The 15,803-nt window shown below is 40.9% G+C and carries 11 protein-coding genes; all 11 read left to right on the forward strand.

Annotated elements, in window-relative coordinates:
• The 11 genes from BacF7301_RS01380 to BacF7301_RS01430 all read left to right on the forward strand — a co-directional run bounded on the left by BacF7301_RS01380 (window position 1) and on the right by BacF7301_RS01430 (window position 15,739).
• Window positions 1-765 carry a LytR/AlgR family response regulator transcription factor gene (locus BacF7301_RS01380; RefSeq protein ID WP_167959634.1) on the forward strand — a complete coding sequence of 255 codons (765 nt, stop codon included), beginning with the start codon at window positions 1-3 and terminating at the stop codon, window positions 763-765.
• Window positions 766-1,121: 356 nt separating this feature from the next.
• The gene (locus tag BacF7301_RS01385; protein WP_167959635.1) at window positions 1,122-3,071 is read left to right on the forward strand and encodes a WD40 repeat domain-containing protein; all 1,950 of its coding nucleotides are present in this window, start codon (window positions 1,122-1,124) and stop codon (window positions 3,069-3,071) included.
• Between the two features lie 12 nt (window positions 3,072-3,083).
• Window positions 3,084-5,657: a caspase family protein gene (locus tag BacF7301_RS01390; RefSeq protein WP_167959636.1), complete on the forward strand. Its 2,574-nt coding sequence runs from the start codon at window positions 3,084-3,086 to the stop codon at window positions 5,655-5,657.
• A gap of 29 nt (window positions 5,658-5,686) precedes the next feature.
• Complete coding sequence (locus tag BacF7301_RS01395; RefSeq protein WP_167959637.1) at window positions 5,687-6,463, forward strand: carboxypeptidase-like regulatory domain-containing protein; 777 nt, start codon at window positions 5,687-5,689, stop codon at window positions 6,461-6,463.
• A 20-nt stretch (window positions 6,464-6,483) separates the two neighbouring features.
• Entirely contained in the window at window positions 6,484-7,671 is a 1,188-nt protein-coding gene (locus BacF7301_RS01400) for a fimbrillin family protein (RefSeq protein WP_167959638.1), read from the forward strand.
• Window positions 7,672-7,684: 13 nt separating this feature from the next.
• Window positions 7,685-9,253 carry a fimbrillin family protein gene (locus BacF7301_RS01405; RefSeq protein WP_167959639.1) on the forward strand — a complete coding sequence of 523 codons (1,569 nt, stop codon included), beginning with the start codon at window positions 7,685-7,687 and terminating at the stop codon, window positions 9,251-9,253.
• Between the two features lie 21 nt (window positions 9,254-9,274).
• On the forward strand, window positions 9,275-10,813 hold the full coding sequence (locus tag BacF7301_RS01410; RefSeq protein ID WP_167959640.1) for a fimbrillin family protein: 1,539 nt from the start codon (window positions 9,275-9,277) through the stop codon (window positions 10,811-10,813).
• 44 nt (window positions 10,814-10,857) lie between these two features.
• On the forward strand, window positions 10,858-11,532 hold the full coding sequence (locus BacF7301_RS01415) for a hypothetical protein (protein WP_167959641.1): 675 nt from the start codon (window positions 10,858-10,860) through the stop codon (window positions 11,530-11,532).
• A 2-nt stretch (window positions 11,533-11,534) separates the two neighbouring features.
• On the forward strand, window positions 11,535-12,401 hold the full coding sequence (locus BacF7301_RS01420; RefSeq protein ID WP_167959642.1) for a DUF4384 domain-containing protein: 867 nt from the start codon (window positions 11,535-11,537) through the stop codon (window positions 12,399-12,401).
• Between the two features lie 56 nt (window positions 12,402-12,457).
• On the forward strand, window positions 12,458-13,927 hold the full coding sequence (locus tag BacF7301_RS01425; RefSeq protein ID WP_167959643.1) for a transglutaminase domain-containing protein: 1,470 nt from the start codon (window positions 12,458-12,460) through the stop codon (window positions 13,925-13,927).
• A 201-nt stretch (window positions 13,928-14,128) separates the two neighbouring features.
• Window positions 14,129-15,739, forward strand: a complete 1,611-nt coding sequence (locus BacF7301_RS01430) for an ATP-binding protein (RefSeq protein ID WP_167959644.1) — start codon at window positions 14,129-14,131, stop codon at window positions 15,737-15,739.
• Window positions 15,740-15,803: the final 64 nt, after the last annotated feature.

The following is a 15,803-nucleotide window of genomic DNA, read 5'->3' on the forward strand; positions in this document are numbered from 1 at the left end:
ATGAACACAAGAACCATCACCACTATCATTGTTGACGATGAGATTAATGCTATCCAAAACTTATCAGAAGATTTAAATGCCTATCCGGACATTAATATATTAGAAACCACAACATCAGCGCTGAAAGCTCAAAAAAGTATTATCAAATTCCAACCCGATCTGCTGTTTCTGGATGTAGAAATGCCTAAAATGAACGGAATTGAACTACTACAAGAAATACGTCCATACATACATTCAAATATGCATGTCGTTTTTTATAGCGCATTCGACAAATATATGCTTGACGCTCTCCGGGCTTCAGCCTTCGACTATTTGCTTAAGCCCTACCAACCTTGTGAACTCAAGCAAATCATTGACAGAGTACATAAAAGAATAGAGTCAAGCAGTAATAACTTTGAGCAATCCATGCGTCGATTGTTAAATGACGGCAGCAAGTTTGCTTTACAGACAATGACCAGCCTGTTGCTCTTGCGCTGCTCTGATATTCTTTGTTTCCGTTATCTGGATGAGATACGTTGCTGGCAAGTTACACTTACCAGCCTGGAGCATCATCGCCTGCGAATGACTATCAAGGCAAAAGATATACTCAATCTTAGCCAATCATTCGCCCGCATAAATTCCAACTGTATCTTAAACATTGAATATTTATCTTCTATAGAGAACAATAGCTTACGTTGTATTCTTTATCCGCCATTCACCAACATGGAAATGATGGCATCCAGAAGATATTATTCCAAACTCAAAGAAACACTCGAAATGTTATAGGACGAGAGGGTAAAAAGAACAGAACAAAAAAAACACCAATAAAACATCAGTTCCGACCGGTTAAGCGTAATCGCTCCACATCCAGGCAGTTTTCCCAAAAACGGCATTTTATCATCTTCTCATTTTATACTAATTTTGACATTGTGACAATACAAAAAAGGCGTTTCCACCAGAAATAGTTCCACGCCCTACACAATGTAAAATCTACCTCGGAACTAAGTAGAACATAACAAACTAAAATGAGAAAATTAGCATTATTTTTATCATGTTGCTTGTGCTTTCCCTATATGTTTGCCCAAGTGACAACGCAAAAGGAAACACAGCAGAAATACATTTATCCACAAAAGGTAGTCCCTATGGGAATGGATAATTACCTGTTTTCTACTTACTTTCATAATGGTAAGAAGAGCTACAATCTACGCAATTCCATGCTCAGTTCTTCCGATCCGGTCATTTCATTAAAGATCAATCCCTCGGGCTCCTCATTTGCTGTCCTCAGTGGGAAAGGCAACAAAAGAAAAGTAAGCATTCATAACCTTTGGCAGTCGGAGAAAGCGATACACAAATTCCCGAAGACATTCTCACCAATAGCTATTTGCTACGCTCCGAATGCAAAAAAGTTTGTCATTTCCGATTCTAAGAAGAGAATACACTTTTTCGATACGAAAGAGTATGCACTACTGCAAGAAGTCACTCTTCCACTGACAGCCGAACGGATGGCTATCAGCAACAATAATTACTTTCTAGCCGCGTCGAATGGAAATGAGTTGTCCGTTTGGAATATCGAGAGCAAGGCGGAAAAGAAAAGACTCACATTCACCGCACCAATTAATTGTTTCGACTTTTCAGATGACAGCAACCAACTGGCTATTGTCACAGCCGACGGCATTCTATCCATATACGACACACGGACGTTATTGATACAGCAAACCATTGACGCCATGGGAAAAGCATTGTTCTGCAGCTATCATCCCGAAGGGAAATACATTGCTATCGTAACAGGAGACAATCGCATATCCATCCTCAACCTCATGAACGGTGAGGATCGTCGCTATATTGAAAACCCGCAAGGAGGCATCACTGACGCCCTGTTCGTGAAAGATGGAAAAGGAACTGTTTATCTTGCTTATAATACCCGTAATGATATTACTTACGAAAATATAGCAAACCTGGCTCCTTGTTATACCAATCTGATTGCAGATGAAGTTAACGACCGCATGAATGAATGGATGAAAATGAAAGAAGGAGAAACGATGGAAGAATATAATCTTCGTGTAAACGACAAAACACGCGCCGAGCAACAAATGCTGTTCGAACAAGAGGTGGCAACCCGTATGGCTGAAAATCTGGTAGACAAATCAGAGGTCAAATTCGGAGAATATAATCCAACTTCTAATATGTTGGCTGTGGATTTCAACTCCATGCCACCCATTTATCTTCCTATTCCGACTGAAGAAGTATCCGATTTTATGGATCCCGGTAATCTCGAATTCCGCAATGCCGTATATGGAGTCAACAAGGATGACAAGTTTGAATTAATCTATGCCGATGTCTACAATAAAGCTTCCGGAAAGACCTATACATTCGACAACCTGGAAAGGGAATCACTCGATTATCTGAAGTCCGAAGAAGACTTCGTACCATTAGAGATGGTTCAACAGTCCAACATGGACGAAATCAAACTGAAAGAAATCAAGGACGATATCGTAAAAATGGCTATGGAAAACAAATCAATTTCCGAGCACACCAACATTGCCGTAGATGCAGGTATCATAGCCGGTGTAGATGCTGACGGCAAAAAAATCATGAATTACAAAATCGATTATTCATATACCGTCGACCAGACTTTCTCCGCAAAAGAAGACTTTAAGCCGGGGAAATATATATCCAGTGAATCAGCAGCGGCCCTTTCCATGCTAAATATTATGAAACAGGCGTTCAAAGAAAGATTCTCGCAATATATCAAAGACGATAAAAAACTTGAAATCAAGATTACCGGTGTGGCAGACGCTTCTCCTATCCGAAGAAAGATTGCTTATGACGGACATTACGGTGATTTCACAAACGAACCGATTTATAAAGATGGAAACTTATCCAACATCACTGTTACACGAAAAAGCGGAATCACAGAAAATGAACAACTCGCTTTCTTGCGTGCGGCAGGTGTGAAAGATTATATCGAAAAGAATATACCCGAACTTTCGAAAATGAATACCAATTATAAATACGATATCGAAGTTACTGAAAAAGAAGGAAGCGAATTCAGAAGAATCAGTGTTGAACTATTATTCGTAGACGCACTTTAATTCATAAGACTTATGAGAAAACAGCTATTATTAGTCGGTTTATTAGCTTGTGCCGGAATGACGTGCCAGACAATTCGCGCCCAGTCATTGGAAAGCGCTGCCAGCGCATACAAGACTTTTGTCCGTCTCAATAATGAAAATGGTGACAAGGCGGCGATGTATTCCACGCTATACCAAGGCTACAAAGAGTATGTTGCCATACTGAACTCATCTTCACGAGGCAGCGCAGCCTACAATCAGGCAAAAGGTGCTCTGCGGGATATGTTTCCTTATTTGCAAAAAGGAGCCATATTCAACTCACAAAGGGGAACACAACAAAATGCACTCCTGTTTGCACAAGCCTATGTGGACATACCAATTATGAAAGCCTTCAAAGGTGAACAGTTGCCGAAGGACAGCTATTACCCCACTATGGTATATTTTGCCGCATCGGGAACCTATAATTCAAAAAATTATGCGAAGGCAATTCCATATTTTAGAGAATATCTGGACACCCATGACACTAAAAAACGGCAAAGCGTATTTGTCTTCATGGCCAAAGCATGTGGAGCTATTAGAGATTACGCGCAAGCCAGAAGCGTGTTGGAGGAAGCGATAGCCAGCTATCCTTCTGATTTCAATATGCTCTCTACAGCTATTAACTGCTGCATTGACAATGGAGACAATGAAGGACTTCAAGTATTTGTGAACAAAGCATTGACCATCAAGCCGAATGACCCTACGTTACTTAACATACAGGGGAAACTGTATGAAGAAACACACAACTATCAGCAGGCACTGAACATTTATACCACATTACGGAATTCCAACCCGCGTAGCCTGGAAGTTGCCAAACATTTAGGGTTGAACTACTACAACCTTGGAGTAATCTGCTACAATAAAAGTGTGATGGAAGGAAATAAATCATTTAAAAAGCAGTCCGAAGAGTACTTTACCGCCGCAATCGCCACTTTTAAAGAAGTGTTGGCAGCCGATCCCACTTCCTTAAAATATATGCAAGCATTGGCCACAGCCTATAGTTGTTTGGAAAATAGCAACGAGCTAAGTGCCATCAACCGGAAAATCGCCTCTTTAGGCGGAAGTACGGTGGTTGCTTCTTCTGCTCCGGCACTGGTAGATTTTTCGGGAAATACCCCTGCAAAAAGCGGACACACTGTAGACAGTCCTTCACTTGCCTCCAGTAGCCAACAATCAGCCGGGAATAATCCAAACGCTCCATTCACTTCTTCAACCTATGACATTCCGGGATATTCTCAGTTTGCCAAAAGTTATATAGAAAAGAAAATCAGTATCTGGCAGACGAAAGACCCTTATGAGACGGTAGAAGAATACAAAGAGCGAGTGACAGAATCCAAACGTGAAGAAAAAGTAAAAGCACTGCTCAAAGAAGCTGAAGCAAATTATATAAACAGCTATGCGGGAAGCGTACAGCTAAGTGATATGCAGTTGAAACCATACGATGCCGACAATCAGGTATTCCTGATTCAGTCCAGATTCGGTGAAGTCATCCTTCCCGTCCCTCGCGAAAACAATGAAGCCAAAATTTTTGCCAGCAACTGGAACGGGATGCAACTCAAAGAACCTAAGTTTTTCATCAACAATGATCGGCTGGCTCTTTCAAGCGTAACGTTCGTTACACCGATGGGAAATTCTTACTGTTACAGCGACAAGGCTTCGCTCAACTATACAGAAACATCTGTCGATATGCACTTTGACGCTATTGATTATGGTTCTCTCGCACAGACCGGCACGTCGGCGTCTCCAGCATCGAGAGTACAAAAGAACGAAATAAAGATTGGAAGTTCGGATGTAGATATAAATATACCGGAAGCTAAGGTGGATAACAATAAAACATTTGCCGTAATTATCTCCAACGAGAATTACAGTATGGTCACCAAAGTTCCGATGGCATTGAGTGACGGGAAGACTTTCAGCCGCTATTGCGAAAAGACGCTGGGAATGCCTCAGAACAATATCCGTTTCTATCCCGATGCCTCATACGGGACAATGCTACGCGCTATGCGTGACATAAAGGATATAGCCTCAGCATATTCAGGAGATATACAAATAGTCTTCTACTATGCTGGGCATGGCATTCCGAATGAAGCGACCAAAGACGCTTATCTGCTTCCCATCGATGCAGACGGCACACAGACAGAAGGTTGCTATCCGCTTAGTAAACTCTACGCAGAGTTAGGCAGCCTGAGTGCCAAATCGGTAGTTGTCTTTCTGGATGCTTGTTTCAGCGGTGCCAAACGTGATGGCGGCATGCTTGCTTCCGCCCGTGGAGTGGCGTTGAAGGCTAAAAAAGAAGATCCAAAAGGAAATATGGTAATTTTCAGTGCGGCATCGGACGATGAAACGGCTTTTCCATATAAAGAAAAAGGACACGGTCTGTTTACTTACTTTCTACTCAAAAAACTACAGGAGACCAAAGGTAATGTAACGCTTCAGGAACTGGGGAATTACATCACGACAAATGTAAAGCAGCAGTCTGTTGTCGTAAACCGGAAAGTACAAACAGCAACAGTTTCTTCTTCCGTTTCTCTCACAGAGAGCTGGAAGACGCTGAAACTGAAACCATAATATCAATCAACAATAAAAAAATAAAACAAATGAAGAATCTATTGATGTCAGGGCTATTCCTTTTATTAGGAAACATCTACCTGTCTGCACAGAATACGGTTAGCGGCACTGTTACAGATAAAAAGGGGAACCCGATACCGGGAGCGAAAGTCGTCGTAAAAGGAGACACGGAAGCTACACTTTCAGAACTAGACGGAACGTTCAAACTGGAAAGTAACAAACCGATAAAGAAAATCAAAATTTTCTATGGAGGAATGCGCCCCAAAGAACTGAATGTAGCACCTCTGAGCGTGCAACTTTATAAAGAAAGTTGGTGGACTCAAAAACCGGAGAAATACCAATGGTTTGCAAGCCTGCAAGTCGGATTACCGGAGAATGACTTTGGAAGCCCTTCTTTCGGGCTCATGGTGGGCGGAGTAAAGAATCTCGGCTGGTATGTGAAAGGGCTCTACCGTCCGTTGCAGTCTACTGATTATGAATCTGACTCGGAAACCAGTAACCACTGGTACACCGGTAAAAGCAAGAATAGTTTTTACTCTGCAACGGGAGGTCTTATCCTGCGTCTTTGGTGCCCTGTCCATATCTATTTTGGAGCCGGTTATGCCAAGCGAAAAATAGCTTGGGAAATGACAGGAGACAAATATCTGAGATATGATCCCGACTGTTATGACGGTGCCGCACTGGATTTCGGTCTTATGTTCCGCGTAAAAAACATTCTCGTCAATGCAGGTAGCATTTATACGATTAAAAATGGAGATAAAGGAAACGAATTTGTAGGAAACATCGGAATCGGCTATTGCTTTTAAATAAAACAGAAATAGAAAATATGAAAAAGATACAATATATATTGAGCAGCATGGCGCTAGGCGTATGCATATTGCTCAGCGGTTGTCAGGATTTGGATGAACCGACACGTACTGTTCCAGTAATAGGGGAGATAGGGACAAGTAATATCAGTGCCACATCTATCACTCTTACGGGATCTGTTTACGGCTCTTATGACAAGTGCTATTTCCTTCTTTCCACCTCACAGGATATGAGCAACGCGGAAGAATATTCCGCCAATGTAATTGGCGGTAATGCCAGTACAACGATTTATGAACTGCGCCCCAACACGACTTATTATTATGTATTGGTTGTCACAAAAGGCGACGACGAAGCACGGGGAAAAGTATCTTCCGCGACAACATCGGACAATATTTTTAAAATAGGTAACGTAACGTTCGGCAACGGAGAAAGTGGAGAGATGCCGACAGAGATTGGAACGTGTATATGGAGAATGCCCCAACAGCCAATAAGTGATTATGTGAATGCAAAACTCTCCAAGAATGGAGATTCATGGGAAATTCCTTATTCATGGGAAATGATATCGAATGGAAATTATGTGATGTATGCGTATGCACCATATGATGAAAGTCTCACAGAAAATGAGAACTTTTATTCCGGAGGACGTATCCCTGTAGCAACTTATAAATACAATGCCATCGATTATCTGTATGGTCAAAGCAACGAATTCAATGTAAACCAGACTACGGCAAATGTCACGATGTATCATGCTTTGGCTAAAGTTGTCTTTAAATTTAAATTAGCAGAATATTATCAGAATGATAACGCTGTCATTACCGACATTACATTGAGTAACCAGAAAGATGGCGGAAACATATTACCTACTACCGGATATATAAATCTTCGAAACGGCGGTTTTGAGACAGACGGATATTCATATAGCGAACCGTTAAAATACTCTACAGAAATATCGGTAAATAAAGCCACAACCACCGAAGTGGTAATAATGTCTATCCCCACAATGGCATATGGCACTATAACCATAACTATCACCATAGACGGTCATACATATTCTCAACCATTGACAATAAATGGAGAGACGGCATGGAAAAGAGGACAACAATATTCTTTTGATGCTACCGTGAATGAATCAGAACTCGTTCTTGGTAATGTAGAGGTAGAAGCATGGCACAATAATAACAGTGGTGACATCACAATAAACAATTAAAGAAAAGAAAGTTATGAAAAGAATTCAATCTATACTGATAGCTACTTTAACAGGCTGCGCACTGTCCGTCTCTTCCTGTAGCAATGAAGACGAAACTCTTCAGACAAGTAATGACAAAAAAGCTCCTTTGGAAATAGATGTCAATATATCACAGACCCGTTCCATTATTTACGGTACAAATCTGCCGGAAGAATGCGACTTTGGTATATTTGCCATAAAAGGGAATGGTAATGAAGCCCTCACTTATGGCTACAATAATAGAGTTACTTATGTAGATGGTAATTGCACACTCAATAATAAGATATACTTGACGGAAGATATAGACGTACCCATCTACGCTTATTATCCATATAGAGAAGAATGCAATCTTCACTCAATTCCAATTGAGACAGCATCGCAAACGGATTATTTATATGGATATAGCGCAAACTCGGACAATCAACTAACCTATGTAAAGGCTAGCAATCCTAAAGCTAAGATACTGTTTAAGCATGGATTATCCCGCATTACTTTCAATATTAAAAAGGCGGAAAATAATACCAAAGAATATAATCTTTCATCTGTAGGGGTATCCGGTGTTCCTACTCATGCGTATTTGAATGTAATGGATGGTGGGAGTATTCTCGACCCTTCCGAAGAAAGCGACATTGCTATAGAGTCAAATATCACTATCAGCCAGACTAATAGTTCTGTAGATTTATTGGCAATCCCCATGAATATGGACGAGAAGACTGTAACATTAAAGTTATCATTCGGTAATCAGGATGAAGCTATCGTTACTATTCCTCAGACTAACTGGCAATCGGGACAGCAATATACATATAATGTACTCATCAAGGAAGGGCAGTTGCAAATCAGTGAAGCGGTAATTACAGCATGGAACAATACTAATCAGACCGGAATCGAAGTTGGAGATAATAATTATGCAGGTGCCACTATTGGAGATATCTATTATAGTGACAATACTTATTCCTCTTCATCCAACATCAATCCATACAAAACGCCCATAGGTATTGTATTCGCACTCACTGACGAAAAAGACGGAGATATCAATCGGACATTAAGACATTCAGAGCATGGAAGAATCATTGCATTACAAGATATAAGTGAAGATAGATATGCATGGTCAACTGAATCCAATGACGTAACAGAACTCTACAATTATACAGCAACTTCAGGTGTCGAAACGACGAAGATAAACGCACAAGGAATGATTGTACAATGGGATATAAATAAAGACCAAGCATGGGGTGATTTCAATGGGCAAGCAAACACCTCAAAGATCTGCACAGAAGCATATCCTGCCGCCTATGCATGCTACACCTATCAAACCGAAGGAAGAACAGCAGGAAGTTGGTATTTACCTGCATCAGGCGAATTAAAGTTATTAGAGCTACTCTACAATGCTAAAATCATCTATAATGTCTCAAATGACTGGTTCACCGCAGCAGGTGGAATATATTGGTCATCAACAGAAAGAGGAATTGAAAACGCTGTTTCTTGGGATAGTAGCGAACCTTATCAGATACCGGGGAACAACAAGAAAACAACTTTGCCAGTCCGTGCTGCCAGTACATTTTAAACAATAAATAGAATAGAACTCATGAAAGCAAATATAAAATCATTACTTCTCTGCTTGAGTATAATAACTTATTGTTCTTGTAGCGAAAACTATGAAGAAGAAAACAGCAACAAAAGCAGTATACTAGAAATCACAACAGGTATTCAAACCCGCTCCGTTATAGAGTCGACTTCTTTCTCCGGCGGAGAACAAATCGGAGTATATGCTTCAGATACGGAAGGGGAAGACTATGCAGAAGGAAGTTGGAATATGAAAGCTGTATATAACAATAAATGGTATTTTGACAATCCACTTATTCTGTCCGAACAAAAGGCAACCATTTACGCTTATTACCCTTATAATGAAAAAGCCACCATTGGCAAGAGCACATTTGTAAACATCACCCCTAACGTCTATGAAGCTATAGGTGGTCAAGCAGATTACCTATATGGACAAGGAGAAGCAGACGCAACGTATCCGACAGCAAAGATTACATTCAAGCATGCATTGGCACGCATCACCTTTGCCATCAAAAGGGACAAGAACGACGCAGGCAATGGAGTGTTAAACAAAATAACTTTAAGAAATGCATTAGGAAAGAAAACGATTTCCACCACTGGAACAATGGATATTACCACTGGAACAATTACTCCGAATGTAAAGGAAAATGCTTCTGTTATATTATCCACGAACTATACCCTCAATAACTCTACAGAACAAAAGGTGGATATACTTGTGATTCCCACAGAAATAACAGAAGGTGATGTTGAATTAGTATTAACCATCGATGAAGGACTATATGTCATTAAAATGCCTGCTACCAAATGGGAAAAAGGGCAACAATATACGTACCCAATCATCATCAACAGAACAGATGCACACATGGGGGAAATCACCAAAGCTCAAATTGGAGATTACTACTATAAAGACGGCACATGGTCTACAGAATATAATAGCCAAAAAGTCTGCATAGGTATTATTTTTGCTTTGAGTGATGAAAAAGACGGTGATATTAATATCTCATTAAAAGCATCTGAGCATGGTAGAATTGTTGCATTAAATGATATAGAAGGAGACTACCTTTGGATAGACAGAGATTATATTGATGTAGAAGGTATCCCTAACTACTCTTCAGTAGACGGATATATCAAAAATGGATATCTACCGCATGACGGCAATGATAACTATCAGACAGAAAAAGAACATATTCAACCATGGAATCTTAACAGTTGGCCGGAAATAAATGGTAAATACTATGCATTCACAGACTATACAGGCAGACAACATAATAGCTATTTAAAACAAACAGATTATCCTGCTGCACTAAATTGTGATTCTTCAAGAGACGGATTTTGGTATCTACCATCCATCGGAGAGATGGCAAGGTTAGGAATGGCATATAGCGCCGGATTGATTAGTAGTGTCAAACAAGATAACTTCTCTAATTTCCACGAAGTAGATTATTGGACATCTTCCGAATATAATGAAGAAATGGCCTGGAGATATAATCCCAGCAATGCATACGTCGGGCAATATAACAAAAAGAGTAGATTACGTGTCCGTCCTGTCTCTTCATTCTAATCACAAAACAGAACAAAATTATCTATTATAAAAAAGACATCATCATGAAAAAGATTATTTTACTTTGCCTTGCTTTCCTTGCCATGACTGCAGGAAGCCTTTACGCCCAGTCCACCAATGATTTAGCCAAAGAAAGAAAAGAAAACGCTAAAATGACCCGTGCCGAACTCAAACAGAAAGCATCTAAATCCGCCCGCAAAGAAGCTAAAAAGCTTCAGAAAGAAAGATGGCAAACTGCACCGGGAGCACTTCCTATCGACAAGCAGCTCGATAAGTCATATAATATGCAATATGAATATGATGAATCAGGCTATCCTAAATATTTGATGGGAGAAGCCATGAGTATCGGTGAGAACTACGACGGTGCCAAGATGCAAGCCCTCGAGCTAGCCAAGCAAAATCTAGCCGGACAAATACAAACTGAAATCACCGCTTTGGTAGAGAATCAAGTCTCCAACCAGCAATTGTCCGCCGAAGAAGCAGCCACCGTCACTAAAAGTGTAATGGCTAGCAAAAATCTGATTTCACAAAGTATCGGACGTATTCTTCCTGTCATGGAAGTATATCGTACTCTAAGTAATAAGAATAAAGAAGTACTAACCCGCATCGCTTACAATAGTGCGATGGCTAAAGAAGCGGCTAAAAAAGCCATCCGCAAAGACTTAGAAAAACAAGGTGACCAACTAAAAGGGCAACTCGACAAATTATTGAACTGGTAAAAATGAAGAAATACACTTCTTTGTTATTTTTATTAATTTTCCCGCTCACCCTCTCCGCCCAAAAGACGGAGAAGGTCTGTGGGGAATACACTTATTATGCCCCGGCAGACAAAACACTGGAACAAGCAAAACAAATCGCCTTGGAGCGAGCAAAAATACAAGCCTTGGCAGATGAATTCGGAACGATTGTTTCGCAAAGTAACGCCACTCTGATGCAGAACGAAAATGGAAAAACAGACAGTCATTTCTTCTCACTTAGCAACAGCGAAGTAAAAGGCGAATGGTTGGAAGACCAAGGAGAACCGGAATATCAAATCAACTATGAACAAGGGATGCTGGTTATTAAATGTTCTGTCTGCGGAAAAGCACGTGCCATCACCAACAAAGCTGTAGACTTTACGGCACTGATACTCCGCAACGGAACGGAAGAAAAGTTTGCCAGTGTGGATTTTCGTAACGGCGACGACATGTTCTTGTTCTTTCAAGCTCCTACCGACGGCTATATAGCAGTTTACTTGGTAGACCAAACACCTACTGCCTATTGCCTGCTCCCCTATCAAAGTGACGGAAACGGACAACAGCCTGTGAAACATGGAGAAAAATATGTGTTCTTCTCACCAAAGCTTGCCAAAGATACAAAATCTCTCGTCGATGAATATACACTTACTTGCAGCGGAACAATAGAGCACAATCAAGTTTATGTTATTTTCTCACCCAACCCTTTCACTAAAGCCTTAGACAGTCAGCAAAATTCATCACTTCCCCGTCAACTAAGTTATGAGGATTTCTCCAAGTGGCTGGGAAAATGTAGAAAACGAGATGAAAAGATGGGGATGAAAAGGATGGATATAGAAATAAAAAAGAACTAAAGAAGAAAGCAGACCTTATGCTTCATTATGCATAATAAATTTAATAACTCCTTGATATGAAGTATCTGAATCTCACATTATTATTAGCGATTTGTCCTTTTTATTGTCTAGCTCAGAATAATACATTCAGGGAACAATACGAAGCTTTCAAGCAACAAAAAAACATTGAGTATGATGATTTCCGGCAAAAAGCAAATCGGGATTACGCAGAGTTTATGCGGAAAGCATGGGTATGGCATCAAGCAAAACCGGGATTACTGATGCCCATACAGCCCGATCCGCCCATGCCGGCTCCCGCTCCCCCGACATTGGATAAAGGACAATCCCTAAAAGAAAAAATAACTCCTTATAGAGCCATTTTCAACACCCCTCCTGTCATTGAGCAACCGACGCCTATTGCTCCTATTCCTGAAATGAAGCAAACTGAAGGAAACTTTCATTTTCGCAGCTACGGAACTGAAATGCAGGTACGTCTTAATGAAAACAACCGCTTCACCTTGCAAAGCACGGGAGAAGCAGATGTGGCAGATGCATGGGAACTTCTATCCGGCACTGCATATAACAACCTCATTAAAGAATGCTTGGCGATACGCGCCAATTATCAATTGTGTGACTGGGCATACCTAAATACATTGGAACAATTGGCAAATAGCTTTTTGGGCGCAGGAACTCCGGAAGCCACATTACTGCAAGCTTTCCTTTTTCATCAATCCGGCTATCAAGTAAGACTGGGACGTTCTAAAAGCAACGGACTTTACATGCTGGTAGCCAGCCGCCATATTATCTATAATATGAACTTTTTCGATATAGACGGAAAACAATTCTACCCGCTTCACTATAAGGAAAACGGACTTTATATATACAACAATGCTTTTCCAAAAGAACAGCAGTTATCCTTAGAAGTAAACCGAGAACAACGATTCGACGAAAATCCCCTGCCCGCACGAATATTGCAATCAAAAGGAGAATATTCATTGAGCGTGACACTGGTATTCAATAAAAACTTGCTCGATTTCTACAACACTTATCCACAGTCATATATTAATAATGACGGCACTACCAAATGGCGCTTTTATGCCCAAACACCGATTAGTCAAACAATAAAAGAGAAGCTATACCCCGTTTTACAAACAGCAATAAGCGGAAAAAGTGAACAGGAGGCTGCCAATATCCTCATCAACTTTGTACAAACATCTCTAACCTATGGTTACGATGACGAAATATGGGGAGGTGACCGCCCGTTCTTCGCCGACGAAACTCTTTATTATCCATATAGTGACTGCGAGGACAGGGCAATCTTATTCTCAAACCTAATCCGCGACCTGCTACATTTGGATACCGTACTGCTTTATTATCCCGGTCATTTGGCAATGGCTATTTGCTTCCACAAAGAAACAGGTGGGCAGACACTAATCATTAATAACAGAAAGTTTACGTACTGCGAACCGACTTGTAGCGGTTATGCACCGGTAGGATGGTGTCCCCAAGAACTTGTTTCAATGCAACCGGAAGTGATACTCTATTAAACATGTAATGCCGGATAAGTTCTGATATCATACGTATTAATTCACAACAGTACTGTTTTGTTCATTAGAGCACGGAATAGAATCTTTTGTCATCTTCTACATGGATGTCAAGCATATCTTTGACCTTTTCATTTAATCGTTTGCATTTATGCCCGTTTTCATGTATCTTCGTCTAGTGATTCATAAAAAGCTAATGAAAAGATGAAATATCCTATTGGAATACAGAGTTTCGACCAAATACGCGAAGACGGATTCGTTTATGTAGACAAGACGGACTTGGTTTATAATCTCGTTACGAATGGAAAAACTTATTTCTTGAGCCGTCCCCGCCGCTTCGGAAAGAGCTTGCTGATAAGCACATTAGCCTGTTACTTTCAAGGGCGAAAAGAACTCTTTGAGGGACTCGCAATCGCTAATCTTGAAAAGGACTGGTTACAATATCCTATCTTCCGCGTGGACTTCAATGGCGGGAACTACACCCGTGAAGGAGAATTGGAAAAAAGCATCGAAACATACATAGCCAAATGGGAAGTTGAATATGGTAAAGACCCTCTTGAAACCACCACAGGCGACCGCTTCAAGGGAGTGTTACAACGTGCCTACCAAAAGACCGGACAGCGCGCCGTAGTGCTAATTGATGAATATGACAAACCCATCCTCGATGTGCTGGACACCGGAGCTTTTACACGCAACCACGAAGGAGAAAAACGACTGCTCGAGGATCATCACAGGGAAATTCTAAAGTCGTTCTATTCTACCTTCAAAGGAGCCGACGAGTACCTGAAATTCGTACTGCTGACGGGAGTCACGAAATTCTCGCAAGTAAGTGTATTCAGCGGTTTCAACCAACCGGACGACATCAGTATGGACGAACGCTATGAATCATTGTGCGGAATCACACAAGAAGAAATAGAAAGTTATTTCACCGAATCAATTTTGGAACTGGCAGAGTCAGAACAAACCACCGTAGAAGAAATGAAGGAATGGTTGAAACGCCAATACGACGGTTATCACTTTGGGAGAACCATGAAGGATATTTATAACCCGTTCAGCATACTCAACGCATTCAACAAGAAACAGATTCGTGATTACTGGTTTGCCACCGGTACCCCCACCTATCTGATACGCCTGCTGCAACACAGCCGTGAACAGATGAACGAACTGACAGGAAAGTTCTATAAGCCATCCTTATTTGTAGACTATAAGGCGAACGTAGAACAACCCCTACCGATGATTTACCAAAGTGGATACCTCACCATCAAGGAGTATAACAAAAGAATGGGAACCTATCTGCTCGATTTTCCGAATAATGAAGTACGTGAAGGATTTTTGTCCGTGTTGGCAGCCAGCTATATGAAGCCGAAGAGCAAGGAAGTGACGAGTTGGATAACGGAAGCCGTAATGGATCTTGAACGAGGCGACACAGATACATTCCGCCGTTCGCTCACTTCTTTCCTGGCAAGTATTCCCTATGATTCACACGGATCGTTGAAGGATATGGATATCACTGAGAAACATTTTCAATACACTTTCTATCTATTGCTTCGACTCATAGGGGTATATTGCAATGCCATCCATTGCGAAGACCGCCAAAGCTACGGACGGGTGGATTGCACACTGGAGATGGAGAACTACGTCTATATCTTTGAATTCAAAATGGACGGAACAGCACAGGAAGCTTTGGAACAAATAGAGAAGACCGGCTATGCCAAACCTTATCTGGCAGACAAACGAAAAGTGGTTTGCATCGGAGTGAACTTTTCATCCGTCACACGGACAGTAGAAGATTGGGAAGAAATTTCCATCGCATGAAAAAAGCTACAACTCCTCTAAAACATATCCGTTGGTTTATTCGTTATTATAAAAAGAACCAACG

This window comes from Bacteroides faecium (genome assembly GCF_012113595.1).
Taxonomy (GTDB): domain Bacteria; phylum Bacteroidota; class Bacteroidia; order Bacteroidales; family Bacteroidaceae; genus Bacteroides; species Bacteroides faecium.

Coding starts and splice junctions, on each gene's coding strand:
- BacF7301_RS01430 (WP_167959644.1), top strand. CDS start 14,129: ATGAAATATCCTATTGGAATACAGAGTTTCGACCAAATACGCGAAGAC.
- BacF7301_RS01415 (WP_167959641.1), top strand. CDS start 10,858: ATGAAAAAGATTATTTTACTTTGCCTTGCTTTCCTTGCCATGACTGCA.
- BacF7301_RS01400 (WP_167959638.1), top strand. CDS start 6,484: ATGAAAAAGATACAATATATATTGAGCAGCATGGCGCTAGGCGTATGC.
- BacF7301_RS01420 (WP_167959642.1), top strand. CDS start 11,535: ATGAAGAAATACACTTCTTTGTTATTTTTATTAATTTTCCCGCTCACC.
- BacF7301_RS01395 (WP_167959637.1), top strand. CDS start 5,687: ATGAAGAATCTATTGATGTCAGGGCTATTCCTTTTATTAGGAAACATC.
- BacF7301_RS01405 (WP_167959639.1), top strand. CDS start 7,685: ATGAAAAGAATTCAATCTATACTGATAGCTACTTTAACAGGCTGCGCA.
- BacF7301_RS01410 (WP_167959640.1), top strand. CDS start 9,275: ATGAAAGCAAATATAAAATCATTACTTCTCTGCTTGAGTATAATAACT.
- BacF7301_RS01390 (WP_167959636.1), top strand. CDS start 3,084: ATGAGAAAACAGCTATTATTAGTCGGTTTATTAGCTTGTGCCGGAATG.
- BacF7301_RS01380 (WP_167959634.1), top strand. CDS start 1: ATGAACACAAGAACCATCACCACTATCATTGTTGACGATGAGATTAAT.
- BacF7301_RS01385 (WP_167959635.1), top strand. CDS start 1,122: ATGGGAATGGATAATTACCTGTTTTCTACTTACTTTCATAATGGTAAG.
- BacF7301_RS01425 (WP_167959643.1), top strand. CDS start 12,458: ATGAAGTATCTGAATCTCACATTATTATTAGCGATTTGTCCTTTTTAT.